Genomic DNA, 24,065 nt, shown 5'->3' with positions numbered 1-24,065 from the left:
GACCACGGCTGCCCTGGATGATGTTGCTGGCCGGCCTGGCCATGATCACCATCGGCCTGGTCGGCTGGTGGAGCGCCGCGGCGGCCACACCGAACCGCGGAGCCGTGCCCGCGGCAGCACCGACTCCGCCAACGGTGCCGATCGTGGGGCCGCCCGCGCCGGTTGCGGCGCCGGCGACCCCGGAGCAGCTGCAGCTGCCGTCACTCGGCGTGGACGCCCCCGTCGTGCCGGTCGACGTCGAGCCGGGCGGCGCGCTGCTGGTTCCCGATGACCCCGGTGTACTCGGTTGGTGGCAGGCCGGCGCCCGGCCCGGCAGCGGACACGGAACGGTCGTGGTGGACGGCCACATCGACACCGCCCGCGACGGGCCCGGCGCCTTCTACCACCTGCCTGCACTGCGCCCCGGTGACCAGGTACGGCTCAGGACGGACCGCGGCACACAGGGCTACGTGGTGCGCGCGGTGCGCAGTTACCCGAAGACCGCGCTGCCACCGGAACTGTTCACGACCGACGGGCCGCCGCGCCTGGCCCTGGTCACCTGCGGTGGCTCGTTCGACCAGCACACCCGCCAATATGCCGACAACGTTGTCGCCTACGCCGTGCCCGGCTGACCAGAACCACACCGCTGTCCGGCAGGCGCCCGCCAGCTCCTCTGGGCGACCCTGAGCTGGGGCACCGACCGACGCAGCGACTGAACCGGCGACGAATCTCGGCGGTCGCCAAGCGACCCGATCGGGGCGTCGCTGCGGGCCGGCGTGCCGGTCAAGATCGTCAGCGAGCGGTCGGGGCACTCGTCGGTCTCGCTCACGCAGGACACCTACATGCACGTGATCCCGGGGATGGACGAGCACGCCGCGCAGGTCGCGGCGACGGCGATCCTGGGGCCGGCCACGGGCTCCGTGACCACGGCCGTGACCATCGGGGCCGATTCGCCCCTGGTCTGAGCACACAAAAAGCAAGAGAGCCACTGACCGTGCTGGTCAGTGGCCCTCTTGCGTAGTAGCGGGGGTAGGATTCGAACCTACGACCTCTGGGTTATGAGGCGAATGGGGACCGTCCCGGCGTCCCTTGGCCGTCCGCTCTGGCCCGGCTTGACCACCAGCAGCGTTGTGCCTTGTCCCTCGCCGTCCCGTCGAGTCCAGCCGGGCGCGGGAGAGTCCTACTACTGTTCGTACTACTGGTTTGACCAGCCTGCGTCGACCTCACGCACACGCTTTCGAGGATGGGGACCCAGAGCCCAGCGACGTCCAGATGCCGCCTCACCACCCAGAGCGGCGCCAATCTGGCCCTGCATGTGCACTCGCGAGCAGTCGCGACCGGCCACCACGAATGCGACCGTCAAGCCACCGTCGACCTGCTTCGCCTGCCATCGCGGCACCGGATTTACAGTGCGCTGGCAAACCGTCTCTGACCTGCGGTGGAGCCGGGTACCCACCGTCCGCGTCCGCGCATAGTCCGCGCGGGTCGTTCTCACCGTCCACGTCGGGTGCTGGTGGTGATCTCCTCGCGGCGCCGGGGCAACCCTTCCGTCTCGGCGTGCTGTGAGGAGATCACCACGTCCGCACTTCCCTGATCTCCGAAGCGGTGCCGGGTGCGGGCGGAGCCCGCGGGGGGTGGTGGCGTCACCTCTGGAGCTGCCGACCGCGCTCGATGTAGCCGAGGAGGTGGGTGGCGACCTGCAGGTTGAACCTGGTGCTGCCGTCGGTGAGGTCGGCGGCGAGGACCTGGCGGATGCGGTGGACCCGGTAGCGGACGGTGCTGGTGTGGATGCCGAGCAGGCGGGCGGTCCGCGGGTATTCGCCCCAGCAGTCGAGATAGGCGCGCAGCGTGGCGACCAGCTGGGTCCCGTGCTCGGCGTCGGAATCGAGCACCGAGCCGAGCCAGTGGCGGACGTAGGCGCCGACCTCCCCGTCGTGCTGGCCGAGCCGAATCAAGCCGGGGAACTCGAACCGGTCCGCGTTCACGACACACACCCCCGACGGGGGACGGATGTTCGTGAGGTCATCACTGCTCCTGCGGTGGTCGACGGCGTAGCTGGTCAGCGCATGTCGGCGAGCGCTGAAGCCAGGTCGGGGTGGACTTCGAACAACTCCCCGAGGTCGGCGGCGACGAGAGCGTCGTGCACGGCGTGAGCGGGCGGGGCGATCAGGCAGAGGGCGATGTCGGCCTGTCCTGCCCACTCGGCGACATCGGCGAGGGCCAGAGCGCCGGACGACGTCAGGCGGGCGAGGTGGGTGAGGTCCAGCGCGAGCAACCGCGGAGACGCGGCCAGTTGCTCTCGGGCCAGCGCGTGAAGGCTGAGAGCGGCGGTAGCGTCGAGGTCGCCGGCCAGCCTGAGCCGGTGGATGCCGTTCTCGGGCGGATCGTCAGTGACGATGAATCGGGCCGTGGGCTCTTGCGGTGTCACGGGACACCTCCAAGCAGCTGTTCGTCGCTCTCCCGCGGTTACCCGAACCGGGCAGTAACGCAAACGAACAGCCGTTTCGCCTTCAACGAGGCCTGACCTCGGGTGGCCCGACAAGTAGGACAGCCTACGCCGGTTGGAGGTGCTGTAACCGCGTCACGTGGCCGCTTCCGGGGGAGCGGGTCGGGTGGCCTGCGGTACGCGCAAGCGGAGGGCGGCTGGCGGTCACGCCGGCCGCGCCCGGGCCGGAGGCAGGAGGGCGCGAGCCGAGCGGGGCCGCCGAGCCGGCCCGCTGCGCGCCGCCGGAGGCGGCGCCTTGATCTCATAGAGGCAAATTCGGCAGCAGCGCGACCCGATCAAATGTCATGTCTCGGCTGATGCTTGACGTTCAGGCCGCACCGTCCGACGCCGCGCGTCCAACAGTGGCACCATCATGGTGCGGCCGCCAGCCTCGACCCCGCCTCCTCCTGCAGGCGACGAGCGAGTCGCCCGAGTACCTCGATGGCCTGTCGCCTGAGTGTCTCGATGGCCTGTCGCCTGAGTGCCTCGATGGTCTGCAGTGCGATCTGTTTGAGTAGTTGCAGGAGCAGAAGCGCCTTGTGGACGGCCAAGCTGAAGCCTGCCCCGACTCCGGTGCGCAGCGTCGAAACTGCTGTCCCTACCGTGCCCTCGACCGTCGAATTCACGGCTCCGGTCGTGCCCTGGACTGCGCCGGCACCCTTCCCGGCGAGGTTCGTCACTGCCGCTGCTCGGGGCTTTGGCGCCTTCGGGGCGGCCCGACCACGGGGGTCGGGTGGAGTTCGGCCTGTGGCGGCTCGGTTGGGCTTCCTCGCGGCGCCCTTGACCCGCGAAGTCGCCGCGTCGGCAGCGCCCGTAGCGGTGCCGCGGGGCCGCCGTCTCACCGCTGGGGCGGCTTCGCTCCGAGGACCTGACGCGGATCGGACGCCCTTGGAGCTCTTCGCGTCGGATTCGTTGGGGTTCGTCATGGTGGGGGCCCTTCCTGATACGGGAGGTGTACCACCGTGACCGTGCCGTGAAGCTCCTCGTTGCAGACTGGGGACAAAGTTGCGCCGCCCGGAGTGCAGTGGGCGGGCGAATGCCAGATTCTGTGGCCGAGGAGCTGCAGGGGCAAGGATCGTGGCTACTCGTTGTCGACCGGATCTTCGGCGGCTATGCCGATCCGTTGGGCCGGCGGGAACTCGGCCTCGCAGCGCCAACAGTGGTCGGCATAGACGGTGATGAAGTCCGCGCCACAGCTTGGGCATCCGCCTGGCCGTAGGTGAATCTCCTCGCCGAACTCGCTGACCATGATGTTGTCGTGGTCCGCGGATCGAGAACGCCCTCCGGGACCCCGGTTCATGATCGCGACCGCATAGCGACCGCGAACACCCGTGGATAGGCGGACGGAGTCGAACACGACCGGACACCAACGAAAACGGCCCCTGACCGGCTTCTCGCTGGTCAGGGGCCGTTTTCACGGGGTGTGGCAGGTGAAGGATTCGAACCTTCGTAGGCTAAGCCGACGGATCCACAGTGGAGTGCCGCCCAGGTCGGCATTGGGCTTCTGACCTGCAGCAACGCGGCTCGTCGCCCGCACCAACCACCGCGGACTGCCACGCATTTGCCATAGCCACGATCGACAGACCTGTCGCGCCTGATCCGATCGCGCTGATCAAGGCTGCTCATCCGGGTGCTCCGCGAGCCGCGCCCATCGGCCCGGTGCTCAGCGCCGGCGCCCCGGGCGACGAGGGGGTGCCAGCGCCCCCGTCGCGGCGGTTCCCCGGACGTCCACCCGTTCAGCGTCATCGCGGCGCAGGCCGGTGTCGTCCCGATTCCCGGCAGGTCGGGTACGACTTTGCGCTGATCCACATCAGGCCCGTCGGGTGATGTACACCCCCGGCGCAGAGGCCGATGATCATCGATATGGACATGCTCTCCGTGATCACGACGACCACCTCCACGCCCGCCCAAGACCAAGGGATCCTGGGATGGGCTTTGATCGCGGTGACGGCGATCGCCGGCGTGGCGTTCGTCGTGCTGGTCGTCGCGGCCGTCATCAGCGTCATCCGCTCCGAGCTGGGGCCGGGATGCGGCGGTCGGAGCTGCTCGGCGTACGCCGAGACCTTCTCGATCTCGACACCGGCACGCTGAAGATCGACGACACCTTGATCTCCGTCGGCGGCCGTGCGGAGGAATCCGACGGCAAGTCCGATGCCGGGGTCCGGCAGGTCTCGCTGGATGCCTTCACCGTCGCCAGCCTGCGGCAGCATCTCGCGATGCTCGACGAGGAGCGGAGGCGTTCGAGCGCGCCTATGCACCAGGCGGCTGGCTGTTCGTCTGGCCGGACGGACGCCGGCCACATCCCGATTCGGTGACGGACAGGTTCAACCGGTTCGTCGACGCCCGCCGGTGCCCGGCGGATCCGGCTGCACGACGTCCGCCACGCGTACGCGACGCTCTCGCTGAACTCTGGGGTCGAACCCAAGATCCTGAGTGATCGCGTCGGGCCACAGTGACGTTCCAGATCTACACACAGCGCTCGACAGGACTGGATCTGCCCGCGACGGACCTGATCGGGCGCATGATCGAGGAGGCGGTGAAGCGCTCGCAGGACGACGCCCGCGGCACCGGCTGAGACCGCTCGTACTACCGGTCTTACTACCGAGACATGAGAACGGCCCCCAGGACGATGTCCTGGGGGCCGTTCTTCCTAGTAGCGGGGGTAGGATTCGAACCTACGACCTCTGGGTTATGAGCCCAGCGAGCTACCGAGCTGCTCCACCCCGCGCCGCTGAGTCCCGAAGGACTCTGGTGTTTCCGTGTTGCTGTTGTAGGTAGAACATTACACCCCGGAAAACAGCCCGTGCACGGGGGGTCGGTTTACCAGTTCACCGCCTCTGAGCTGCGACGATGCTCCGCCCGAGCCGCCCCCGGCGACGTTTCCCCAGGCAAGGCCCCCGGCGGGGCCTCTCGTGGCACTGCTCACAGGCCCAGAGCATGATCACGATGCTGGGAGCGGCACCGACACCACGGGGTCGCTCCCGCTCCCGACTTCGCGATCATCGGCCCGTCACCCCGTCTCGTGGCCACAGCAGGGATCAGCGCACCGCGACTCGGCCGGGCCCCGCCGCGACGCCCCGGAAACGCCGAACGGCACCCTCGGGGCCGACGAGGTCCCGAGAGTGCCGTCCTCGAGCTGTGATCAGCCCCCGGGCGAGGCGGGAGTGGCCGGGGCCGGTGTCGTCGCCCCCTGGGCCGCCTGGAACTTCTTCACGGCCGCGTCCAGTGCCGCGAGGGCCTGGCCCTGGGCCGCGAAGTCACCCGAGGACTGGGCCGCCTTGAGCTGAGCCAGCGCGTTCGAGATCTCCGCGGCCGCGGCGGCCTGGGCCGCCGTGTTCCCCGTCCCCGTCGGCGCGGGCGTCGCGGGCGTGTTTGCAGTGGTACCGCCCCGCGTCGGCGTGCCGCTCGCCGCTGCGCCCGCGCCGGGCCCGAAGACCTGGTCCAACGCCTTCGCCAGGTTGGCGTCGTAGCCGACCCGGCCGCCGAAGCTCACCAGGACGCGGGCCAGCTGCGGGTAGGACGAGTCCTGCCCCGCCCGTTCGATGTACACCGGTTCGACGTAGAGCAGGCCGCCGGCCACCGGCAACGTCAGCAGGTTGCCGTAGTCGATCGTCGTCTGGTTCTGCCGGAGCAGGTTGAGCTCGGACGACACCTGGGGCGAGCCGAGGAACTGCGCCTGGACCTGCTGCGGGCCGAGCGTCTGGGTGTCCGCCGGCAGCTGTAGGACGGTGATCTTCCCGTAGTCGGCCGGTTCGGAGCTGGCCGTCATGTAGGCCGCCATGAACTGGCGTCTCAGGCTGACCAGCGCGCTCGTCAGCTGGAAGCTCGCACCCTGCTGGTTGGGCAGCCCCGTCAGCAGGTAGTACGGGGGCTGGGCGTCCTGCGAGGCGCCGGTGTTGCCCTGCACCGTCGGGTCCGAGGGGACGTCCCAGAACGAGACCGTCGAGAAGAACTCACCCGGGTTGCTGACGTGGTACCGGGTCAGCAGCTCGCGCTGGACCTTGAACTGGTCCTCCGGGTAACGGAGGTGCGCGCGCAGCGAGTCGGTGATCGCCGACGCCGGCTTCACCGTGCCGGGGAAGGCGCTCATCCAGGTCTTCAGGACCGGGTCGGTCTCGTCGAACGCGTAGAGCGTGACCGTGCCGTCGTAGGCGTCGACGGTCGCCTTCACCGAGTTCCGCAGGTAGCTGATGGTCTCGTTCGGCAGCCGCTGCCCCTGCAGGCCGAGCTGGCTGTCGTTGGTGGTGTCCCCCAGCGCCACCTGCGCGGCGTAGGGGTAGTTCTGCAGCGTGGTGTACCCGTCGAGGATCCACTGCACCCGGCCGTCGACGACCGCGGGGTACGGGTCGTTGTCCACCGTCAGCCACGGCGCGGCCTTCTCGACGCGCTCCCGCGGGTCACGGTTGTACATGATCTTCGAGTTGTCGTTGATCGAGCTGTTGAACAGGATGTTCCGCTCGCCGTAGTACAGCGAGAAGGCGAGCCGGCTGAAGATGTTGCCGATGGACACCCCGCCCTTGCCGTTGTAGGTGAACTGGGCGCTGTCCGTGTCGTACTCGCGGGGCGTGTCGCCCGCCCCTGCCCCGACGATCGAGTAGTCCGTGATCTTCTCGCCGTAGTAGATCCGCGGCTCGGTGACCGGGATGTCGCCCTCGGTCGTCGTGTCGCTGACCGTGAAGTTGGGCAGGCCGCCCTGGCCGCCGGTGTCCTCGAGCGCGGCGTTGACCTGGTTCGCCGGCGCGGCGACGAACCCGTTGCCGTGGGTGTAGACGAGGTGGCGGTTGATCCAGTCCTGCTGGTTGCCGGTCAGCGCGCTGGAGTCCAGCTCGCGGGCGGCGACGATGTAGTCCTGCTTCGTCCCGCCGACGGTGTAGCGGTCGATGTCCAGCTTGTCCGGGAAGCCGTAGAAGTTCCGTCGCTGCTGGAGCTGGGTGAAAGTCTTCGCCAGCTTGCTCGGGTCCAGCAGGCGGATGTTCTGCACCGTCGCTGCGTCGTCCCGGATCTGCGAGGACGTGGCCGTCGACGTGCCGCTGTAGGGCTGCACGGTGACCTTGTCGTCGGTCAGCCCGAAGGCCGCGCGGGTGGCGGCGATGTTGCGCTCGATCGACGGCGCCTCGCGCTCGTTCGCGTTGGGCGCGACGACGAACTGCTGCAGGACGGCGGGCCAGGCCGCGCCGACCAGGACGCTGGAGAGCACCAGCAGCACCACCGCGATCGTGGGCAGCTGCAGGTTCCGGCGGAACACCGCGCCGAAGAACGCCGCGGCGCAGATGATCGAGATGAAGAGCAGGATCAGCTTCGCCGGCATGACGGCGTTGAGGTCCGTGTACGTGGCGCCGCTGAAGTTCGGGTTGCGGTCGGAGAACAGCAGCTCGAAGCGGTCCAGGTAGTAGGCGACGGCCTTGAGCAGCACGAACACGCCGGCGAGGATCGCGAGCTGGGCGCGGGCCGCGGCCGAGACCTGGCCGGAGCGGCCGCTGAGCCGGATCCCGCCGAAGACGTAGTGCGTGATGACGGCGACGATGAAGCTGACCGCCACGATCACGAACAGCCAGTTCAGCAGCAGCCGCAGGAACGGCAGCTCGAACGCGTAGAAGCTGATGTCGTAGCCGAACTCGGGATCCGTCTGGTTGAACGGCGTGGAGTTCAGGAACATCTGCACCGTCTGCCAGTCCCCCTGCGCGGCGAGCCCGGCGATGATGCCGACCGCCACCGGGATCCCGATGCCGAACAGCTTCAGCCTCGAGATGATCACCGTGCGGTAGCGCGCGATGGGGTCCTCGGGCCCGGCGACCGGCACGAACACCGGTCGGAACCGATAGCCGATCCACAGGGTGAGCGCGATGGCGCCGCCCATGAGGAGGCCGCCGACGATGAACTCCACGATCCGGGTGAACAGGACCGTGGTGAGGACGCCACGGAAGCCCACCTCGCCGAACCACAGGAAGTCGACGTAGAAGTCGACCACCCGGGAGCCCCCGAGGAGCACCACCACGAGCACGGCGGCCGCGATGAGCAGGATCCTGGTTCGGCGGGAGAGAGACGGGGCTCCCACCGGGGGCCGCATGGCCACGGGCACGCTCCTACAGGTCGGGTCGGACTCGGCCGGACGTCACCGTCGGACCCGGCTACCGCGGCGGCAGGAGGCGAACCAGGGTGTCGTCTCGCGTACCGCAACGCCGGGCCAGTGGCGTGCCCTGCTGGGACAACTCTACGGACGGCATGTGGAGTTCCCGTGTGAGGGGACCCCGTGACCGGCGCTTTCGCGCCCGGCGAACCCGGGCCGGGAGGCCGCCGGGACCGTCCGGACCCGCGTACCGTGGACGCCATGAGTGACGTCCCGTTCGGCTTCGGCCCTTCCGACCGCGACCCGGATCGCGACCGCGATCGCCCGCGGGACGAATCGGGCGACAAGGGAGATAAGACCCCGGACGGACCCAATGATCCGTTCGGCTTCGGCAACCTGCCTGGTGGCGGCCAGTTCCCGGGTGGGATCCCCGGTTTCCCGGGTGGCCTGCCGGGCCTGCCGGGCATGCCCGGCGCGGGCGGGCCCGGCGGCTTCGACGTCAGCCAGCTCGGTCAGATGCTGACCCAGCTCGGCCAGATGTTGAGCAGCGCACAGGCCTCCGCCGGCGACGGCCCGGTCAACTACGAGCTCGCCGCGCAGATGGCCACCCAGCAGCTCGCGCAGACGACGTCGTCGCTCACCGACGCGCAGCGCGCCGCGGTGTCCGACGCCGTCAAGCTCGCGGAGCTGTGGCTGGACCCGGCCACGAACTTCCCCGCCGGCGCCACCGAGACGGTCGCGTGGACGCCGACGGAGTGGGTCAAGGAGAGCATGCCCACCTGGAAGCGGCTGTGCGATCCGGTGGCGCAGCGCGTCTCCGGCGCCTGGGTGGAGGGGCTGCCCGAGGAGGTCCGCGCCGCGGCCGGGCCGATGCTGGCGATGATCGGTCAGATGGGCGGGTTCGCGTTCGGCTCGCAGCTCGGGAGCGGCCTGGGCCAGCTCGCGGCCGAGGTGCTGACGTCCACCGACATCGGCTTCCCGGTCGGGCCGGGCCGCACGGCGGCGCTGCTGCCCGAGGCCGTCGAGAGGTTCACGCAGGGCCTGGACCGCCCGGCCAGCGAGGTCATGATCTACCTGGCCGCCCGCGAGGCCGCGCACCACCGCCTGTTCGCGCACGTCGGCTGGCTGCGGGAGCGACTGCTCGGCGCCGTCGAGGAGTACGCGCGCGGCATCACCATCGACACCTCCCGCATCGAGGAGATCGCCCGGGACATCGACCCGGCGAACCCGGCCTCCATCCAGGAGGCCATGCAGTCCGGCATGTTCGAGCCGCAGACCACGCCCGAGCAGAAGGCGGCGCTGGCCCGGCTGGAGACCCTGCTCGCCCTGATCGAGGGCTGGGTGGACGCCGTCGTCGCCGAGGCCGTCGGTGATCGGCTGCCCGGCGCGGAGGCGCTGCGCGAGACGCTGCGCCGCCGTCGCGCCTCGGGCGGACCGGCAGAGCAGGCGTTCGCCACGATCGTCGGGCTGGAGCTGCGGCCGCGCAAGCTGCGTTCCGCCGCCGAGCTGTGGCGCCTGCTCACCGAGGACCGCGGGGTCGAGGGCCGGGACGCCATCTGGGCGCACCCGGACCTGCTGCCCGTCGCGGACGACCTGGACGACCCGGCCGGGTTCGTGTCCCACCGGGACACGAACGACCCCATCGCCGAGCTGGAGAAGCAGTTCGCGGCGGACGCCCGGGCCGCTGCGGAGGCGGAGAAGACGCCGGACTCCTCGTCGGACGAGCCGAAGGACGCCTCGGAGGACGACGGGCCGGACGAGCCCCCCACCCGGCGCAGCTGAGCACGTGACGAACGGGCCGCCGGGATCTCCCGGCGGCCCGTTCGCGTGCGCGGGTCAGGCGGGGACGGCGGCCTGCTCGTCGTCCCCGAGCTCCGGCGGGGGCTCGCCGTCCGTGCCGACCATGCCGAGACCCGCGGCCGCGGAGAGGCCCTCGAGGTAGCCCATGGCCCGCTCGGTGCGCGGGTAGTGGCGCGCCAGGGCCCAGAAGGCGTCGTCGTGGCCGGGTTCCAGGAGGTGCGCGAGCTCGTGGACCAGCACGTAGTCCACCACCCAGCCGGGCGCGTCGCGCAGTTTCTCGCTGATCCGGATGGTGCCGTCCGCGGGTGTGCAGGACGCCCAGCGGGTGCGCATCGGGGGCACCCAGCGGACGGTCGTGGGAATCGCCTTGCCGCCCAGGTACCGCCGGGACAACTCCAGGCATCGTCGGCGCAGGGCGTCGTCCCCGTGCCGGCCGGGGGACCGCCGTTTCGCCTCGCTGCGCTCGAGGCGGCGGACCATCTCGTCCACCCAGCGCCGTTCCTCGGACTCGCTCATCCACCCCGGGATGAACACGATCACCGTGTCACCTTCGCGCCGGGCGCTGACCATCCGACGTCGCCGGTCACTACGCCTGACCTCGACGACCGCAGGGCTCGCCATCACTCCACCCTAGGCGTCGCGGCGCCCCCGCGGAGCGTCCGGTCGCCGTGAGAATTGCCCACACCGGTTGTCCACAGATGGAAAGATCTGTGGACGGTCGTTCGCGCCGCGCGACGACGGCGGGGACGGTGGGTCCCGTGCTGCCGCCCCGGATCGTCCTCGCCCCGCACCTCCCTCTGCTCACCCACGCCGGCCACGGCCGCCGGATCGGCCTGGACCCCGCGCGCTCGCTCGCCGTCGACGACCTGGCCGAACCGCTGGCCCTGCTGCTCGACGGGCTCGTCGCGCCCGTGGCGACCGAGGCCTGGCTGGCCGGGGCCACGGCCCGCGGCGTCCCGCCGGACGACGCCCGGTCGCTCCTGCGGGACCTGCTCGACGCCGGTGCGCTCGTCGACGCCGCGGAACCGGAACGTGTCGCACGCCACCGTGCGGGCGGCACGGTCGTCGTGCGCGGCGACGGCCCGCTCGCCGCGGGGATCGCCGGCGCGCTCGCGCGGTGCGGGATCGGCACCGTGCACGTCGCCTCGGCGGGGGTGGTCCCGGGCTCGGACGTGGGGTGCGGGTACATGGACGCCGACGTCGGCCGGTTGCGGTCCGAGGCCCTCGCCGACGTCGTGCGCCGGGTCGCGCCGGAGGCGTGCACGGGGCCTCCGCCGCGCGGGCTCCGCCCGGATCTCGTGGTGCTGGCGGACGCCGTCGTGCCCGATCCGCTCGTCGTCACCCGGCTGCTCGCGAACCGGACCGACCACCTCCCGGTGCTGGTCAGGGACGGTCTCGGGCTCGTCGGACCGCTGGTGCTGCTGGGCCGGACCCCGTGCGTGCGATGCGTGGAACTCAGCCGGGCGCAGCGCGACGAGGCCTGGCCGGAGATCGCCGCGCAGCTCGCGGGCAGGTGCGGCAGCGCGGACCCGGCGACGCTCGCGGCCACCGCCGCGCTCGGCGCCGCGCAGGCGCTCGCGGCGCTCGACGGTCCCTCGGGCGGCGCCCCGGCCCCGCCGTCGATCGGGGCCACCCTGGAACTCGACGCCCGCGCCGGCACCGTCAAGCGCCGGCCGTGGGACGCGCACCCGGACTGCCCTTGCGGGGCCGGTGCGACGTCGGCTACGTGGCCGAGTCCGCGGCTTCGGGAGACAATCATGAGGTGAGCGACATCCCACGCCGTACGGCGTCACGAACGGCCAAGCTCGCGAGCCTGCCGCTCGGGGCGGCAGGGCGGGCCGCGGCCGGATGGGGTCGCCGGATGGCCGGCGGGGATCGTGAGGAGATCTCCGCGCAGATGGTGGCCAAGAGCGCCGAGCAGCTGTTCGCCGTGCTCGGCGAGCTCAAGGGCGGCGCCATGAAGTTCGGCCAGGCGCTGAGCGTCTTCGAGGCCGCGGTGCCCGACGAGATGGCGGAGCCGTTCCGCGACGCGCTGGTGAAGCTGCAGACCGCGGCGCCCCCGATGCCGAGCGCGGACGTCCACCGGATGCTGGCCGAGCAGTTCGGCCGCGGCTGGCGCGCCCGGTTCCGCGAGTTCGACGAGACCCCGGCGGCCGCCGCGAGCATCGGCCAGGTCCACCGGGCCGTCTGGCGCGACGGCCGCGAGGTGGCCGTGAAGGTCCAGTACCCGGGCGCCGAGGCCGCTCTGGTCTCCGACCTGCGGCAACTGTCCCGGATGAGCCGGCTGCTGGCCCCGCTCGCCCCCGGGATGGAGATCAAACCACTCATCGCGGAGCTGCGGGACCGGATGGTCGAGGAGCTGGACTACCGGGACGAGGCCGCGAACCAGCGGGCGTTCGCCGCGGTGTTCGACGGCGACCCGGAGATCAAGGTGCCGGCCGTCGTCGCGTCGGCGCCGAAGGCCATGGTCAGCGAGTGGGTCGCCGGGCGGAAGCTGTCCGACGTCATCCGCTCCGGTACCGCCGAGGAGCGGGACCACGCGGGCGCGCGGCTGGCCGCGTTCCACTACTCCGCGCCGTACCGGGCCCACCTCCTGCACGCGGACCCGCATCCGGGGAACTTCCAGATCCTGGACGACGGGAGGTTGCTCGTCGTCGACTACGGCGCGGTGGCCCGGCTGCCGGAGGGCCTGCCCGGGCCCCTGGTGCAGATGACGAAGTTCGCGCTGGAGAACCGGCCCGAGGACCTGATGGACCTCATGCGCAGCGAGGGGTTCGTCCGCGCGGGCACGGAGATCACCGCGGCGGAGGCGCTCGGCTACCTGGCGCCCTTCACCGAGCCGCTGCACACCGAGCGGTTCCGGTTCACCCGGGCGTGGCTGCAGGCACAGGCGGGACGGGTCGGGGACCTGCGCAGTCCGGAGTTCGACACCGGGCGCGCGCTCAACCTCCCGCCTCAGTACCTGCTGGTGCACCGGGTCACGCTCGGCACTCTCGGGGTGCTCTGCCAGCTCGAGGCGGACGTGCCGTTGCGCGGGATCGTGGGGCACTGGCAGCCGGAGCTGTTCGAGGCGGACGCCGTCACCTAGGACACGACGACGCCCGCCCAGGCGGTAGCGCATCCGGACGGGCGTCTCCTCGTACCGCGACGGGGGGCCCGGCGACGTGGCGCACCACGTCGCCGGGTCACCCGCCGCCGCGGGCCCGGACGACGTCAGCCGGTCACGCGGGCGCGCTCGGCCCGGCGGGCGGCGTAGGCCGCGAGCCGGGTCCAGAGGCGTCCCGCGGTCAGCTCGCGCGCCTGGCGATATCTGCGCGCGGCCTCCTCGGCGTCGTGCTGTCGTGATCGGGCGAGGGCTTCTTCGAGCAACATGACGTTCTCCAGGGAGGTGTGGGTCGGCACGCGGGTGTCGGACGGGCGGGTGCGGAAGGTGAGGTCGTTCATCGGAGGTCTCCTTGATCGGTGATCTGCCCCGGGGAGCGGTCGGTGTCGAGCGCGCCTTTCGGGTGGGTCAGGCGGATGCGGTCGCGGCCCAGGCCCTGTCCCGGGCGAGGTCGGCCTTGCTCGGCCGGCCTCTCGGTCTCTTGCGCGGGACCACGGCGCCCCGCTCGAAGATCTCGCCGCCCCACACGCCCCAGGGCTCCTCCCTCCGCAGTGCTCCGGCGAGGCACTCGCTCCTGATGGGGCACCGGGCGCAGAGGCCCTTCGCCCGCTCCAGCTCCGCGGGGGACTCCGCGAACCAGAGGTCGGCGTCGCCGCTGCGGCACGGCAGGTCGAGTTCCGTCTCCGGGACCGCGCTCAGCAGGCCACCGAGCCGGTCGAGAGGGTTCGGGACGAGGTCGTCGTCCTTCAGCCCGGCCGCCGAGCCCCCGCCGTCGAACGGGGTTGATCTGACTAGCACCACTACCTCCTGGGGTGAGAGACGTCCTTGTGGTGAGGGGACTTGCTGTTCCATCTGGTGAACCGGTGCTGTTCTGGACACAAAAAAGGGGCCGCGGACCCCTTGGTGTGGGTTCCGCGGCCCCGAAACTCGTCGGCCGGTGCGCAGCTACGTTCGATGTCGATGCAGCTGTCCTGGAACGGACACACTTGTGGACTTGTGCGGGCGCGGGGAATCGATCGTCAGCGGCACCCACTTCTGCTCCTCGACCCGACGCACGCCCGCGATGCGGACACGTCCGGTCACGGTGGAGACGCCACCGAGAAGGACCGCGCGACCGCGAACGACAGCCGTGCCCGCGAAGGCGGGGACGGGGACGACCGCGCACGTGTAGCCGGTGCTGCCGGTGATCATCGTGTTGGTCTCCATGTCGCCCACCTCCTGTCTGCGGATCGGTGTCGTTCGGGTCGTGTCATGCCGGAGGACGGGCTGCCGTGTTCCGTCCGTGTGAAGAGACTAGAAGGACTGCTCGGAGCGGCACAACCGATTTAATCCATTGATTCGAGAAGAAGTTTCTGAGTCGCCGGAATCACTCGCTCGCCTCGCTGACCAGCGCAAGGACGGCCGGGCCGTACCGGTCCAGCTTCCGGGCGCCGATCCCGGGGATGCCGACGAGCGCCGCGACGTCCGCTGGCCGGTGCTCGGCGATCGCGGTGAGCGTGGCGTCGGTGAAGACGACGTAGGCAGGGACCCCCTGCCCTCTGGCCTCCTCGCTGCGCCACTCCCGGAGCCGGTCCAGCAGCTCGGTGTCCACATCGGACGGACAGTCCCCACAGCGGCGGAGCTTCATCGCGTCCGTCCCCATGAGGGGGCCGCCGCAGATCCGGCAACGCGGCTTCACCCCGCCCTCCGACGGCCGCCCGCCCTGCGGGATCCGTGAGGCCGGATGCTCGTCCGGGATGAGGCCGTAGAGGAAGCGGCTGCGCCGGCGGTGCTTGCCGCGCCCCGGCGAGCGGGACAGCGCCCAGGACAGGCGCAGGACGCGCCGCGCCCGGGTGACGCCGACGTAGAGCAGCCGCCGCTCCTCCTCGATCGCCGCCTCGTCGCCCTCCGCGTGCTGGATGGGCAGCGTCCCGTCGACGAGACCGACCAGGAACACGCAGTCCCATTCGAGGCCCTTCGCCGCGTGCAGCGACGCGAGGGTGACGCCCTGGACGACCGGCGGGTGCGACGCGTCCGCCCGGGTCTGCAGCTCCAGGGAGAACCGGCGCAGGTCCGCCTCCGGCTCGACGGCGACGAGTTCCTCCGCGAGCCCGACGATCGCGAGCAGGGACTCCCACTGCGCGCGCTGGCTCGCGCCCTGGGGCGGCTCGTCGCTCAGGCCGATCTGGGCGAGGACGCGGCGGGTGGTGTCCACCAGGTCCGTGTCCTGCCCGCTCGCCCCGGCGGTGCGCAGCGCGATCATCGCCCGCCGCACCTCGGGGCGGAGGAAGAAGCGTTCGCCGCCGCGGACCTGGTACGGGATCTTCGCCTCGGTGAGCGCCTGCTCGTAGGCCTCGGACTGGGCGTTGATCCGGAAGAGGATCGCGATCTCGCCGGCCGGGGTGCCGTCGGCGATCAACCGGCGGATCTTGGCGGCGACGGCCGCGGCCTCGGCGGGCTCGTCGTCGTGCTCGGAGAAGTCCGGGTCCGGTCCCGGCGGGAGCTGGCCGACGAGTTTCAGCCGGCTCCCCGCGACCCGGCCGCGGGCGGCGCCGATCACGGTGTTGGCGGCGGCGACGATCTGCGGCGTGGACCGGTAGTCCCGGGTCAGCCGCACGACGGTGGCCTCCGGGAAGCGGCGCGGGAAGTCCAGCAGGTACCGCGGGGTGGCGGCGGCGAAGGTGTAGATCGTCTGGTTCGCGTCGCCGACGACGGTCAGGTCGTCCCGGTCCCCGAGCCAGGCGTCGAGCACGCGTTGCTGCAGCGGCGTGACGTCCTGGTACTCGTCGACGACGAAGCAGCGGTAGCGGTCCCGGAACTCCTCGGCGACGGCGCCGTGCTCCTCGAGGGCGGCGGCGACGTGCAGGAGCAGGTCGTCGAAGTCCAGGGCCTGGGCGCGGTTCTTCAGCAGCTCGTAGCCCGCGAAGACCTGGGCGACCTGCTCGGCCGGGCCCGGCACGTCCCGGCGCAGCCTGGCCACCGCGGCCGGGTAGTCCTCCGGGGTGATCAGGCTGGACTTGGCCCATTCGATCTCGTTCGCGAGGTCCCGCAGCGAGTCCGAGTCCGTGCCGGCCTTCGCCCGCGCGGCGGCCTGGCCGACGAGCCGGAGCTTGCCGTCCAGCAGCTGCCACGGCCGCTCCTCGCCCACGACGCGGGGCCAGAAGTAGCGCAGCTGGCGCAGGGCGGCGGCGTGGAAGGTGCGAGCCTGGACCCCGGAGGCGTCGAGCGCGCGGAGCCGGGTGCGCAGCTCGCCGGCGGCGCGCGCGGTGAAGGTGACGGCGAGGACCTGGCCGGGCGCGACGTGCCCCTGCCGGACGAGGTGCGCGATGCGCTGGGTGATCGTGCGGGTCTTGCCCGTGCCGGCCCCCGCAAGGACGCACACCGGGCCGCGCGGAGCCGTGACCGCCGCCGTCTGCTCCTCGTCCAGTCGGGTGTCCAGCAGCGTCTCGGTCACCCGGCCATCCTGACAGGCGCCCCCGACAGTCGGAGGCAGGGTCTCGAACGCGTGTGCGGACGAGTGAGCCACGCCACAATGGTGGCCGGAAGGCTGCCTCGGGCGCGGCGCGTTGTAGGAGGCATGGCTCAGCTGACGATGTACTCGACGACGTGGTGCGGCTACTGCCGCCGTCTCAAGCTCCAGCTCGACGAGGCGGGGATCGCCTACCGCGAGATCGACATCGAGCGGAACCCGGACGCGGCGCGGTTCGTCGAGGGTGTGAACGGCGGCAACCAGACCGTCCCGACCGTCCTCTTCCCGGACGAGACCACCGCGACGAACCCGAGTTTCGCCGAGGTCAAGAAGAAGCTCGCCGCCGCCGCCTGAGCGGCCGAGCACGATTGCGGGCCCACGTCGTGCGTGGGCCCGCAACGCGTATACGGGGCCGGGCCCGTCAGCCCTGCGCTGCCCAGGACTCGAGCATCGACCGGGCGATCGAGATGCTGCCGGGGAGCAGGACGAGGCGCTGCCCGGGCTCCGGTTGTGCCGCCCAGTCGCCCTTCTCCATCGCCTCCCTGAGCTCGGCGCGGGTGACCCAGATGGCCTCCTCGATCTCGCCGTCCGCGGGGCGCAGGGGCTGCGACGGGTCCGCCAGGGCGTGGAAGCCGACCATCAGCGAGCGCGGGAAGGGCCAGCCCTGGCTGCCGAGGTAGCGGATGTCCGTGACGTCCAGGCCCACCTCCTCGCCGACCTCCCGCGCCACGCACGCCTCGAGCGACTCGCCGGCCTCGACGAAGCCCGCCAGCACCGAGTAGCGCCCCTGCGGCCACACCGGCTGCCGGGCGAGCAGGACCTGGTCCGCCCCGTCGTGGACGAGGCAGATGATCGCCGGGTCCGTGCGCGGGTACTCCTCGTGCTGCTCCGCGGTGCACCGGCGCGCCCAGCCCGCGTTGTGCGGGACCGTGGGCGAGCCGTCCCGGGAACAGAACCGTGCGGCGTCGTGCCAGTTCAGGACGGCGACGGCACCGGTCAGCAGGCCGGCGCCCAGCGCGTCGAGCTCGGCGCCGACGGCGCGCAGGTCCGTCCACTCCGAGGGGTCGTCCCCGGCGACGAGGTCCGGGCCGCCGCGCATGGCCCAGTAGGCGACGCCGTCCTCCTCGCCGAGCACCACCGCGTCGGCCGGTGGGGCGTCCGCGACGTCCCGGGCCGCGCGCGTCTTGAGCCGCGCACCGGTCCCGGTGGCGGCGTCCCACGCCGCGGCGTCGCCCTCGCGGAACGCGCTGGGCGGCGGTGTCGTCCACTCGACGGGCGTGCGGCCCTTCTCGTCCACGACGACGACCCGGGCGTTCGGCCAGCCCGCCTTCTGCCGTTCCACGTCCAGACGCAGCGGCTCGTCCCGCGCCACCGCGGAGCGGGACAGCACGGGCGGCTGGACCAGCTGGAAGTCTCCTGCAGCCTTCGTCACGCGATTCCTCCCGTACTGATCCCGCCCAGGGCCCGCAGTCGCGGCCCGACGACCTCGGCATCGCCCACGACCACACCGGTGAACCGGCTGGGCGCGTAGAACTCCAACGCGCTCTCCGCGACCTCCTCGGGCGTCACCGCCTCGAGCCGGACCGGGCGCTCGCGGAGCCAGTCGATCGACAGGCCGTCCGCGTCCAGTGCCGCGAGGGTGGAGGCGAGGCCGCCCTGGCTGTCCAGCGAGATCAGCAACGAGCCGATCGCATAGCGGCGGGCGGCGTCGATCTCGTCGACCGTGGGCGGGACGGCCGTCATCCGGCCCAGCTCGTAGCGCGTCTCGAGCAGCGCGGCGGCCGTGACGTCGCTCGCGACGTCCGTCTCCACCCCGAGCACGGCGCCGCCGGGCAGGAACTCGACGCCCGAGTGCGCGCTGTAGGTGTAGCCCTTGTCCTCGCGGATGTTCTCCATCCAGCGCGAGGAGAAGTAGCCGCCGAACACCAGGTTGGCGAGTTGGAAGGCCGCGTAGCGCGGGTCCTCCCTGCGCGGCGCGGGCGCCGAGAGCCGCAGCTGCGACTGGACGGACCCGGCCCGGTGGACGAGCTCGAGATCGCTCGGCGCGGGCATCGGCGGGGCACCGAGCTCGTGGGCCCGGGCGGACGACGTCCAGCCGGCCAGCTGCTCGGTGACGGCGGCGATCGCCGCGTCCGGGTCGATGTCCCCGACGAGCACCAGGGTGGAACCCCGCGGGACGACGCCCGCCCTGTGCAGGGCGCGCACCTCGATGGCCTCGACAGCGGCCACGGCCTCCCCCGTCGGCATCTCCAGCGCGATCGGGTGGGAGCCGAAGCGCTTGCGCTGCAGCGCCTCCCGGGCGACGGTGCTCGGCTGGGCGCGGGCGACGCTGATCCGCTCGACGAGCCGCTCGCGCTCCCGGACGACCTCGGGATCCGGGTAGGCCGCGGCAGTGAGCACGTCCGCGAGCACGCCGATCATCACGGGCAGGCCCGCGGCCAGGCCGGAGCCGTGCACGAGGATCCGCTCGGGATCGACCGCGACGCCGAGGTCCGCGCCGACGGACGCCAGCTCGTCGTCGATGCCGACGCGGTCCCGGGTGGCGGTGCCGGTGAGCATCGTCGACGACAGCAGCTCGGCCCGGGCGGTGAACGCCGGGTCCGCGGTGTCCCCGGGCACGGCGAACGGGACCCGCAGCCGCATCTCGACCATCGGCACCCCGGAGCGGCGCGCGGCGAGCACGCGCAGGCCGTTGGGCAGGGTCGTCGTGGTGACGTCCGGGAGCGGCACCTCGCGGGTCTCGCCCAGCGGCGGCAGCGGCCGGGGCCCCGCTTCGGTGCGGCCGATCTCCTCGGCGGTGCGGTGCGTGGTGGGCGCGCTCACGCGTCCCCTTCCTCTCCGGCGGCGGGTTCGACGAGCAGCACGGCGCGTCCGGCCGAGCGCAGTGCCCCTGCGGCGGCGCGGACCTGCTCAGGGGTGACGGCGGCGATCCGGGCGGGCAGCTCGGTGGCGATCTCGGCGCGGCCGTAGAGCAGCTCGCGCGCGCCGAGGCCGAGCATCCGGTACATCACCCGGTCGTCCTCGTGGTGCAGCGCGGCGGCCCAGCGGGCGGACTGGCGGGCCAGCTCGTCCGTGCTCGGGCCCTCGGCGGCGAGCTTGTCCAGCTCCTCGTCGATCGCGCCCAGCACCCGGTCCGGGTCCACGGTCCCGGGGTGCACCGCGGTGATCGTGAAGGTGTCCGGGTCCCGCGCGTCCAGCGGGCCGCCCATCAGGCCGTTGCTGGCGGAGACGTCCGTGACCAGCCCGTCCGCGTGCACCAGCCGGCGCTGCAGGCGGGCCGCCTCGCCGTCGCCCAGGACCGACGCGAGCAGCGCGTGACCCAGGTACCCGTCGAGGTCGGTGGTGGGATCCGGCACCCGGTAGCCGACGGCGAGCGCCGGCAGCGGGGCGTGCGCGTCCGGCACGGACTGCCGCTTCTCGCTGCCCGGGACCGGCTCGCCGAACGACGGCCTCAGCGGGGTGGGCCGCGCTGGGATGTCCCCGAAGTGCTTCTCGACGAGCGCCATCACCCCGTCGACCCCGCCGGCCGACCCGAAGTCACCGTGGACGGTGACCATCGCGTTCCCCGGGGCGTAGAAGGTGTCGAAGAAGGAGGCGGCGTCGTCGAGGCTCGCCTGTTCCAGCTCGGAGAAGTCCCCGTAGCCGTTGTGCGCGTTGGGGAACGTGTCGTAGAGGACCGGCGGCAGGAGGATCCACGGGAACCCGCCGTAGGGCCGGTTCAGCACGTTGAGCCGGATCTCCTCCTTGACGACGTCGACCTGGTTGCGCAGGTTCTCCTCGGTCAGCTTCGGTGCGCGCAGCCGGTCCGCCTCGAGGAACAGCGCACGCTCGAGCGCCGCGCCGGGCAGGACCTCGAAGTAGTCCGTGTAGTCCTGGTGGGTGGAGCCGTTGAAGATCCCGCCCGAACCCTGGACGAGCCGGAAGTGCGCCAGCTTCTCCAGGCTCTCGCTGCCCTGGAACATCAGGTGCTCGAACAGGTGCGCGAACCCCGTCCGCCCCTCGGGCTCCGAGCGGAAGCCCACGTCCACGTGCACGGCGACACCGACGACGGGGGTGGCGGGGTCCGGGACCAGGAGCACCCGCAGCCCGTTCGGCAGGGTCGCCCGGTGAAGTTCTGTCGCTGACACGGATCCGACCCTAGCCCGGCAGACCGACGATCCGCCCGCGGACGGGGTGGTCAGCCCGGACGCCGCTCCGCGGACCGGGCCCCCGCGACCAGCACGACGGCGACGACGAGCGCGAGGATCCCCGCCACCAGGCCAGCCAGGCCCCCGCGCCCGGCCCGACCGTCTGCTCGATCTCGACGGCGCCCGGGGTCGCCGCGAAGCCGCTGCAGAACACCGCGTGCCAGGGTGTGGAGAACGATTCGAGCTCGGGGAAGGCGGCGTGCGCGTAGGCGTCCACCAGGGTGGCTCCTCCCGGGAGAACGCCGGGGACCGACCCTAGACCGGCGGCAGCACCACGAACTGGCGCAGCGCCAGGTCCGGGTAGGTCACCGGGCCCCGCGGCCCGGGCGTGTGGTCCACGTTGATCCCGGTCTCGGGCAGGCCGAGCAGCTTGTACCCGTCGAGCAGGCGGGTCGGGGTGTTCCAGAACGCGCCGGTACCGGTGTAGGCGTCGAGGAAACGGTGCGCGACCGCCTCGTCCTCGGCGCAGACACAGGCCGCCAGCCCGGACGTCTCGCGCGCGGCGGTGAGGGCCGCGTCGACCGCGCCGTCGACGGGCGCGACCGTCACGTGCGCCTCGTTGCCGGAGTCGAGCGCCCACTCGTGGCCCAGGGCGTGCGCGTGCGGGGCAGGCTGAGCTCGATCCCCCGGCCCCGCAGCACCTTCTCCGCGACGGGCAGCAGCCGGTCGTAGACGGGCCGGTCGATGAGCAGCAGGTTCAGCCGGTTGCAGACGCCGAGCCGGTCCGTGCTGTCGTGCACCAGGCGCTCGACCACCGCGTCGTCCGCGCTGGAGTCCAGGTAGAGCACCCCGCCGCCGTCGGCGTGGGCGAGGACGCGGGTGCCCGCGGCGGCGCCGAGCGCGGACAGCTTGCGGGTGACCTCCCCGCTGCCCCGGACGACGACGAGCGGCACCAGGTCCGGCAGCCCGACGAGCGCCTCGGCGCCCGCGTGCCCCGGCAGCGGGACGAGCTGGACGGCCGCGGCGGGGATGCCGTGCGCCTCGAGCGCGGGCGCGATCACGAGCTCGACGAGGGCGGTCGCGCTGCCCAGCGCGGCGGACCCGGTGCGCAGGACGGCGGCGCTGCGGGCCTTGAGGACCTGCGAGGCCACGTCGATCGTCACGTTCGGGCGCGCCTCGAAGACCGCGCCGATCACCCCGACCGGGATGCGCCGCTCGAACACCCGCTCCCCCGACGGCAGCGTGCGGACGAACCGCTCGACGTCCGGCTCGGGGGTGTCCGCGAGGACGTCGAGCTGGGTCGCCATGTCCGCCAGGCGCTCCGGGGTGAGGCGGAGGCGGTCCAGCAGGCCGGCGGCCATACCGGCGGCGGTGGCGGCGTCGACGTCCGCGGCGTTGGCGGCCAGCAGCTCCGGGGCCCGGCTGCGGAGCAGCTCGGCGGCGGCCCGCAGGGCGGCGTCGACGGCCGGTCCCCCCGCGGCGCGGACCCCCGGCGCGGCTGCGGCGGCCCGCTGCGCGGAGGTACGGACGGCCTCGAACTCTTCGGCACTCACACCGCCCAGATTACGGCCCCGCCCAGGCACGGGTTCACGCGCTCGCGCCCAGGTCGGGACCTGGGCGTCGACCCGTCGACCTGTGCGCGAGCGGTCAGGGGACGGGCTCGGCGTAGACGACGATGTTGTCCTCGTAGCTGCGGACCGTGCTGTCGAAGCGGCCGCCGCAGGTGATGAGGACGAGCCTCGGCGCGCCTGTCCGGTCGAAGGTGTCCGGCGGCAGCGCGGCCTTGACGAACTCCCGACGCGCGACGACCCGGTACCGCAGCACGGTGCCGCGCTCGCCGGTCAGCACGGCGTCCTCCCCGACCGTCAGGTCCGGGAGGACCGCCAACGCGCCGATCCCCTCGAGCCGGGAGTCCACGTGCCCCGCCACGACGACCGTCCCGGAACCCGAACCCGCCAGCGCTCCCGGTGCCCACCAGCCGACCGTCTGCGGCGGGTCCGGGATGACGAGCGCGCCGTCCGGGCCGGTGCCGACGGGCACGACCGGCGCGGTGACGGCGCGGCCGGGCAGGTCGAGCCGGACGGGGACGTCGCCGCCGAAGGCCCGCGGTGCGGCGGACGCGCTCGTCGTCACCACCGGGACGTCGCCGACGGACGTCGCCTCGACGCGCGGGTCTCGGCGCCCGTTCACGAACAGCACGACGCCGGTGACCAGGAGCGCCACCCCGCAGAGGGCGAGGAGCGCGGCCGGCCACCGGCGCCGCGGGACCACCGGGTCAGGCGTCGGAGCGCGAGCGGCGCGTCCACGCGGCGGCGCCACCGATCAGCACGATGCCGAGCCCGCTGACGGCGAGCGGGAGCACCGGGGCGCTCTCCGCGGACGATGCGGCCTGGCCGCCCGTGCCCGCGTTCACCGAGCCGGGCGTCGAGGCCCCCGCCGACGAGGACGCCGACCGGACCTGCGCGGCGAGCTCGTCCAGCTTGGCGAGCGCGTTCCGGGCCGCGGTCTTCGCCTCCGGGGAGGCGTTCGGGTCGTTCAGGACGGCGTCGGCAGCGGCGCGGGCCTGATCGATGACGGAGGTCGCGGCCTGCAGCCAGGCGGCGTCGAAGGGTCGGCCCGAGCGGGACTGGAGGTCCGTGACCACGGCCTGCGCCTGCGCGTCGAGCTGGTCGCCGAGGGCGACGCCCTGCGCCGTGGCGGCCTGCTTGACCTGGTCCAGCAACGCCTGCCCCTGGCTGGTCACGTCCGGCGCGAGGCCCTGGACCTGCTCGCCGACGCCCTTGTCCGTGCCCAGGCCGCCCAGCGCGACCAGGGCGAGCGCCCCCTGGTTGGCCTGGCCGAACGCCTGGCGGGTCGCGTCGGTCGGCTGACCTGCGGCATTCCCCGGGTTCGGCGGCGCGACCGCGCCCGGCGTCGGGGCGGCCGGCGCCTGATCGCCGGACGAGCAGGCCGCGGCCCCGGTCAGCGCGACCGCGACGAGCATGGTTCCGGCCGTGAGGCGGGCCGAGCGACTGGTCATGTGGTTCCCCCGAGGTGTGCTCACGGCCGCTGAGTAT

At 72.5% G+C, this 24,065-nt stretch carries 25 protein-coding genes, 1 tRNA gene and 1 pseudogene; 8 read left to right on the top strand and 19 right to left on the bottom strand.

Annotation, left to right across the window (positions count from 1 at the left end):
* Nucleotides 1-17 precede the first annotated feature (17 nt).
* Together WBK50_RS03785 and WBK50_RS03780 are read left to right on the top strand one after the other, a co-directional pair.
* The gene (locus WBK50_RS03785; protein ID WP_341334252.1) at nt 18-611 is read left to right on the top strand and encodes a class F sortase; all 594 of its coding nucleotides are present in this window, start codon (nt 18-20) and stop codon (nt 609-611) included.
* Nucleotides 612-755: 144 nt separating this feature from the next.
* Entirely contained in the window at nt 756-944 is a 189-nt protein-coding gene (locus WBK50_RS03780; protein WP_341334251.1) for a hypothetical protein, read from the top strand.
* A gap of 678 nt (nt 945-1,622) precedes the next feature.
* Here the strand turns inward: WBK50_RS03780 and WBK50_RS03775 are convergent.
* The 5 genes from WBK50_RS03775 to WBK50_RS03755 all read right to left on the bottom strand — a co-directional run bounded on the left by WBK50_RS03775 (nt 1,623) and on the right by WBK50_RS03755 (nt 4,470).
* The gene (locus WBK50_RS03775) at nt 1,623-1,964 is read right to left on the bottom strand and encodes a PucR family transcriptional regulator (RefSeq protein WP_341334250.1); all 342 of its coding nucleotides are present in this window, start codon (nt 1,962-1,964) and stop codon (nt 1,623-1,625) included.
* A gap of 74 nt (nt 1,965-2,038) precedes the next feature.
* Complete coding sequence (locus WBK50_RS03770) at nt 2,039-2,407, bottom strand: STAS domain-containing protein (RefSeq protein ID WP_341334249.1); 369 nt, start codon at nt 2,405-2,407, stop codon at nt 2,039-2,041.
* A 428-nt stretch (nt 2,408-2,835) separates the two neighbouring features.
* On the bottom strand, nt 2,836-3,144 hold the full coding sequence (locus tag WBK50_RS03765) for a hypothetical protein (RefSeq protein WP_341334248.1): 309 nt from the start codon (nt 3,142-3,144) through the stop codon (nt 2,836-2,838).
* A gap of 401 nt (nt 3,145-3,545) precedes the next feature.
* Nucleotides 3,546-3,713: a hypothetical protein gene (locus WBK50_RS03760; RefSeq protein WP_341334247.1), complete on the bottom strand. Its 168-nt coding sequence runs from the start codon at nt 3,711-3,713 to the stop codon at nt 3,546-3,548.
* Between the two features lie 493 nt (nt 3,714-4,206).
* Nucleotides 4,207-4,470, bottom strand: coding sequence for a hypothetical protein (locus WBK50_RS03755; protein ID WP_341334246.1), 264 nt, complete (start codon nt 4,468-4,470; stop codon nt 4,207-4,209).
* Between the two features lie 21 nt (nt 4,471-4,491).
* Here WBK50_RS03755 and WBK50_RS03750 point away from each other — a divergent pair, with 21 nt between their 5' ends.
* Nucleotides 4,492-4,779: a hypothetical protein gene (locus WBK50_RS03750; RefSeq protein WP_341334245.1), complete on the top strand. Its 288-nt coding sequence runs from the start codon at nt 4,492-4,494 to the stop codon at nt 4,777-4,779.
* A 137-nt stretch (nt 4,780-4,916) separates the two neighbouring features.
* Nucleotides 4,917-5,039: a hypothetical protein gene (locus tag WBK50_RS03745; protein WP_341334244.1), complete on the top strand. Its 123-nt coding sequence runs from the start codon at nt 4,917-4,919 to the stop codon at nt 5,037-5,039.
* Between the two features lie 79 nt (nt 5,040-5,118).
* Here WBK50_RS03745 and WBK50_RS03740 read toward each other — a convergent pair.
* Both WBK50_RS03740 and WBK50_RS03735 read right to left on the bottom strand, forming a co-directional pair.
* Nucleotides 5,119-5,192: transfer RNA gene (locus WBK50_RS03740), tRNA-Met, on the bottom strand.
* A 414-nt stretch (nt 5,193-5,606) separates the two neighbouring features.
* Nucleotides 5,607-8,531, bottom strand: a complete 2,925-nt coding sequence (locus WBK50_RS03735) for a UPF0182 family protein (protein ID WP_341339281.1) — start codon at nt 8,529-8,531, stop codon at nt 5,607-5,609.
* Between the two features lie 261 nt (nt 8,532-8,792).
* On the opposite strand from WBK50_RS03735, the gene WBK50_RS03730 reads away from it, so the two are divergent.
* Complete coding sequence (locus WBK50_RS03730; RefSeq protein ID WP_341334243.1) at nt 8,793-10,313, top strand: zinc-dependent metalloprotease; 1,521 nt, start codon at nt 8,793-8,795, stop codon at nt 10,311-10,313.
* Between the two features lie 54 nt (nt 10,314-10,367).
* Here the strand turns inward: WBK50_RS03730 and WBK50_RS03725 are convergent, their stop codons facing one another.
* Complete coding sequence (locus WBK50_RS03725; protein WP_341334242.1) at nt 10,368-10,952, bottom strand: M48 metallopeptidase family protein; 585 nt, start codon at nt 10,950-10,952, stop codon at nt 10,368-10,370.
* A 137-nt stretch (nt 10,953-11,089) separates the two neighbouring features.
* Between WBK50_RS03725 and WBK50_RS03720 the strand changes: the two genes are divergently transcribed.
* Together WBK50_RS03720 and WBK50_RS03715 are read left to right on the top strand one after the other, a co-directional pair.
* Complete coding sequence (locus WBK50_RS03720; RefSeq protein ID WP_341334241.1) at nt 11,090-12,097, top strand: hypothetical protein; 1,008 nt, start codon at nt 11,090-11,092, stop codon at nt 12,095-12,097.
* Entirely contained in the window at nt 12,094-13,419 is a 1,326-nt protein-coding gene (locus WBK50_RS03715) for an ABC1 kinase family protein (RefSeq protein WP_341334240.1), read from the top strand. Before WBK50_RS03720 ends, WBK50_RS03715 begins: the two co-directional genes overlap by 4 nt.
* A gap of 125 nt (nt 13,420-13,544) precedes the next feature.
* Here the strand turns inward: WBK50_RS03715 and WBK50_RS03710 are convergent, their stop codons facing one another.
* The 4 genes from WBK50_RS03710 to WBK50_RS03695 form a co-directional block, all read right to left on the bottom strand.
* Entirely contained in the window at nt 13,545-13,775 is a 231-nt protein-coding gene (locus WBK50_RS03710; RefSeq protein WP_341334239.1) for a hypothetical protein, read from the bottom strand.
* A gap of 67 nt (nt 13,776-13,842) precedes the next feature.
* A complete protein-coding gene (locus tag WBK50_RS03705) occupies nt 13,843-14,136 on the bottom strand; it encodes a WhiB family transcriptional regulator (RefSeq protein ID WP_341339280.1) in 294 nt (97 codons plus the stop codon).
* Between the two features lie 243 nt (nt 14,137-14,379).
* The gene (locus WBK50_RS03700) at nt 14,380-14,640 is read right to left on the bottom strand and encodes a hypothetical protein (RefSeq protein ID WP_341334238.1); all 261 of its coding nucleotides are present in this window, start codon (nt 14,638-14,640) and stop codon (nt 14,380-14,382) included.
* Nucleotides 14,641-14,800: 160 nt separating this feature from the next.
* Nucleotides 14,801-16,867: an ATP-dependent DNA helicase UvrD2 gene (locus WBK50_RS03695; protein WP_341334237.1), complete on the bottom strand. Its 2,067-nt coding sequence runs from the start codon at nt 16,865-16,867 to the stop codon at nt 14,801-14,803.
* A gap of 123 nt (nt 16,868-16,990) precedes the next feature.
* Between WBK50_RS03695 and WBK50_RS03690 the strand changes: the two genes are divergently transcribed.
* A complete protein-coding gene (locus WBK50_RS03690) occupies nt 16,991-17,236 on the top strand; it encodes a mycoredoxin (protein ID WP_341334236.1) in 246 nt (81 codons plus the stop codon).
* 67 nt (nt 17,237-17,303) lie between these two features.
* On the opposite strand, the gene nudC is transcribed toward WBK50_RS03690, so the two are convergent.
* From nudC to WBK50_RS03655, 7 genes and pseudogenes are all read right to left on the bottom strand, one after another.
* Nucleotides 17,304-18,314, bottom strand: a complete 1,011-nt coding sequence (gene nudC / locus WBK50_RS03685) for an NAD(+) diphosphatase (RefSeq protein WP_341334235.1) — start codon at nt 18,312-18,314, stop codon at nt 17,304-17,306.
* Nucleotides 18,311-19,705 carry a M16 family metallopeptidase gene (locus WBK50_RS03680; protein ID WP_341334234.1) on the bottom strand — a complete coding sequence of 465 codons (1,395 nt, stop codon included), beginning with the start codon at nt 19,703-19,705 and terminating at the stop codon, nt 18,311-18,313. The genes nudC and WBK50_RS03680 overlap by 4 nt, the downstream gene beginning before the upstream one ends.
* Nucleotides 19,702-21,009 (bottom strand): M16 family metallopeptidase, encoded by a 1,308-nt coding sequence (locus WBK50_RS03675; RefSeq protein ID WP_341334233.1) that lies wholly within the window; start codon nt 21,007-21,009, stop codon nt 19,702-19,704. The genes WBK50_RS03680 and WBK50_RS03675 overlap by 4 nt, the downstream gene beginning before the upstream one ends.
* Before the next feature lie 10 nt (nt 21,010-21,019).
* The gene (locus WBK50_RS03670) at nt 21,020-21,286 is read right to left on the bottom strand and encodes a hypothetical protein (protein ID WP_341334232.1); all 267 of its coding nucleotides are present in this window, start codon (nt 21,284-21,286) and stop codon (nt 21,020-21,022) included.
* A gap of 38 nt (nt 21,287-21,324) precedes the next feature.
* Nucleotides 21,325-22,562: pseudogene (locus WBK50_RS03665) on the bottom strand (aldehyde dehydrogenase family protein).
* A 94-nt stretch (nt 22,563-22,656) separates the two neighbouring features.
* The gene (locus WBK50_RS03660) at nt 22,657-23,280 is read right to left on the bottom strand and encodes a class F sortase (protein ID WP_341334231.1); all 624 of its coding nucleotides are present in this window, start codon (nt 23,278-23,280) and stop codon (nt 22,657-22,659) included.
* 4 nt (nt 23,281-23,284) lie between these two features.
* Nucleotides 23,285-24,028 carry a DUF4142 domain-containing protein gene (locus tag WBK50_RS03655; RefSeq protein ID WP_341334230.1) on the bottom strand — a complete coding sequence of 248 codons (744 nt, stop codon included), beginning with the start codon at nt 24,026-24,028 and terminating at the stop codon, nt 23,285-23,287.
* Nucleotides 24,029-24,065 lie beyond the last annotated feature (37 nt).

The organism is Pseudonocardia sp. T1-2H, assembly GCF_038039215.1.
GTDB lineage: Bacteria > Actinomycetota > Actinomycetes > Mycobacteriales > Pseudonocardiaceae > Pseudonocardia.
This window is presented reverse-complemented; position numbering and strand designations above follow the sequence as displayed.

Coding starts and splice junctions, on each gene's coding strand:
- WBK50_RS03785 (WP_341334252.1), top strand. CDS start 18: ATGATGTTGCTGGCCGGCCTGGCCATGATCACCATCGGCCTGGTCGGC.
- WBK50_RS03760 (WP_341334247.1), bottom strand. CDS start 3,713: ATGGTCAGCGAGTTCGGCGAGGAGATTCACCTACGGCCAGGCGGATGC.
- WBK50_RS03755 (WP_341334246.1), bottom strand. CDS start 4,470: ATGACGCTGATGACGGCCGCGACGACCAGCACGACGAACGCCACGCCG.
- WBK50_RS03750 (WP_341334245.1), top strand. CDS start 4,492: ATGCGGCGGTCGGAGCTGCTCGGCGTACGCCGAGACCTTCTCGATCTC.
- WBK50_RS03735 (WP_341339281.1), bottom strand. CDS start 8,531: ATGCGGCCCCCGGTGGGAGCCCCGTCTCTCTCCCGCCGAACCAGGATC.
- WBK50_RS03730 (WP_341334243.1), top strand. CDS start 8,793: ATGAGTGACGTCCCGTTCGGCTTCGGCCCTTCCGACCGCGACCCGGAT.
- WBK50_RS03725 (WP_341334242.1), bottom strand. CDS start 10,952: ATGGCGAGCCCTGCGGTCGTCGAGGTCAGGCGTAGTGACCGGCGACGT.
- WBK50_RS03710 (WP_341334239.1), bottom strand. CDS start 13,775: ATGAACGACCTCACCTTCCGCACCCGCCCGTCCGACACCCGCGTGCCG.
- WBK50_RS03700 (WP_341334238.1), bottom strand. CDS start 14,640: ATGGAGACCAACACGATGATCACCGGCAGCACCGGCTACACGTGCGCG.
- WBK50_RS03690 (WP_341334236.1), top strand. CDS start 16,991: ATGGCTCAGCTGACGATGTACTCGACGACGTGGTGCGGCTACTGCCGC.
- WBK50_RS03655 (WP_341334230.1), bottom strand. CDS start 24,028: ATGACCAGTCGCTCGGCCCGCCTCACGGCCGGAACCATGCTCGTCGCG.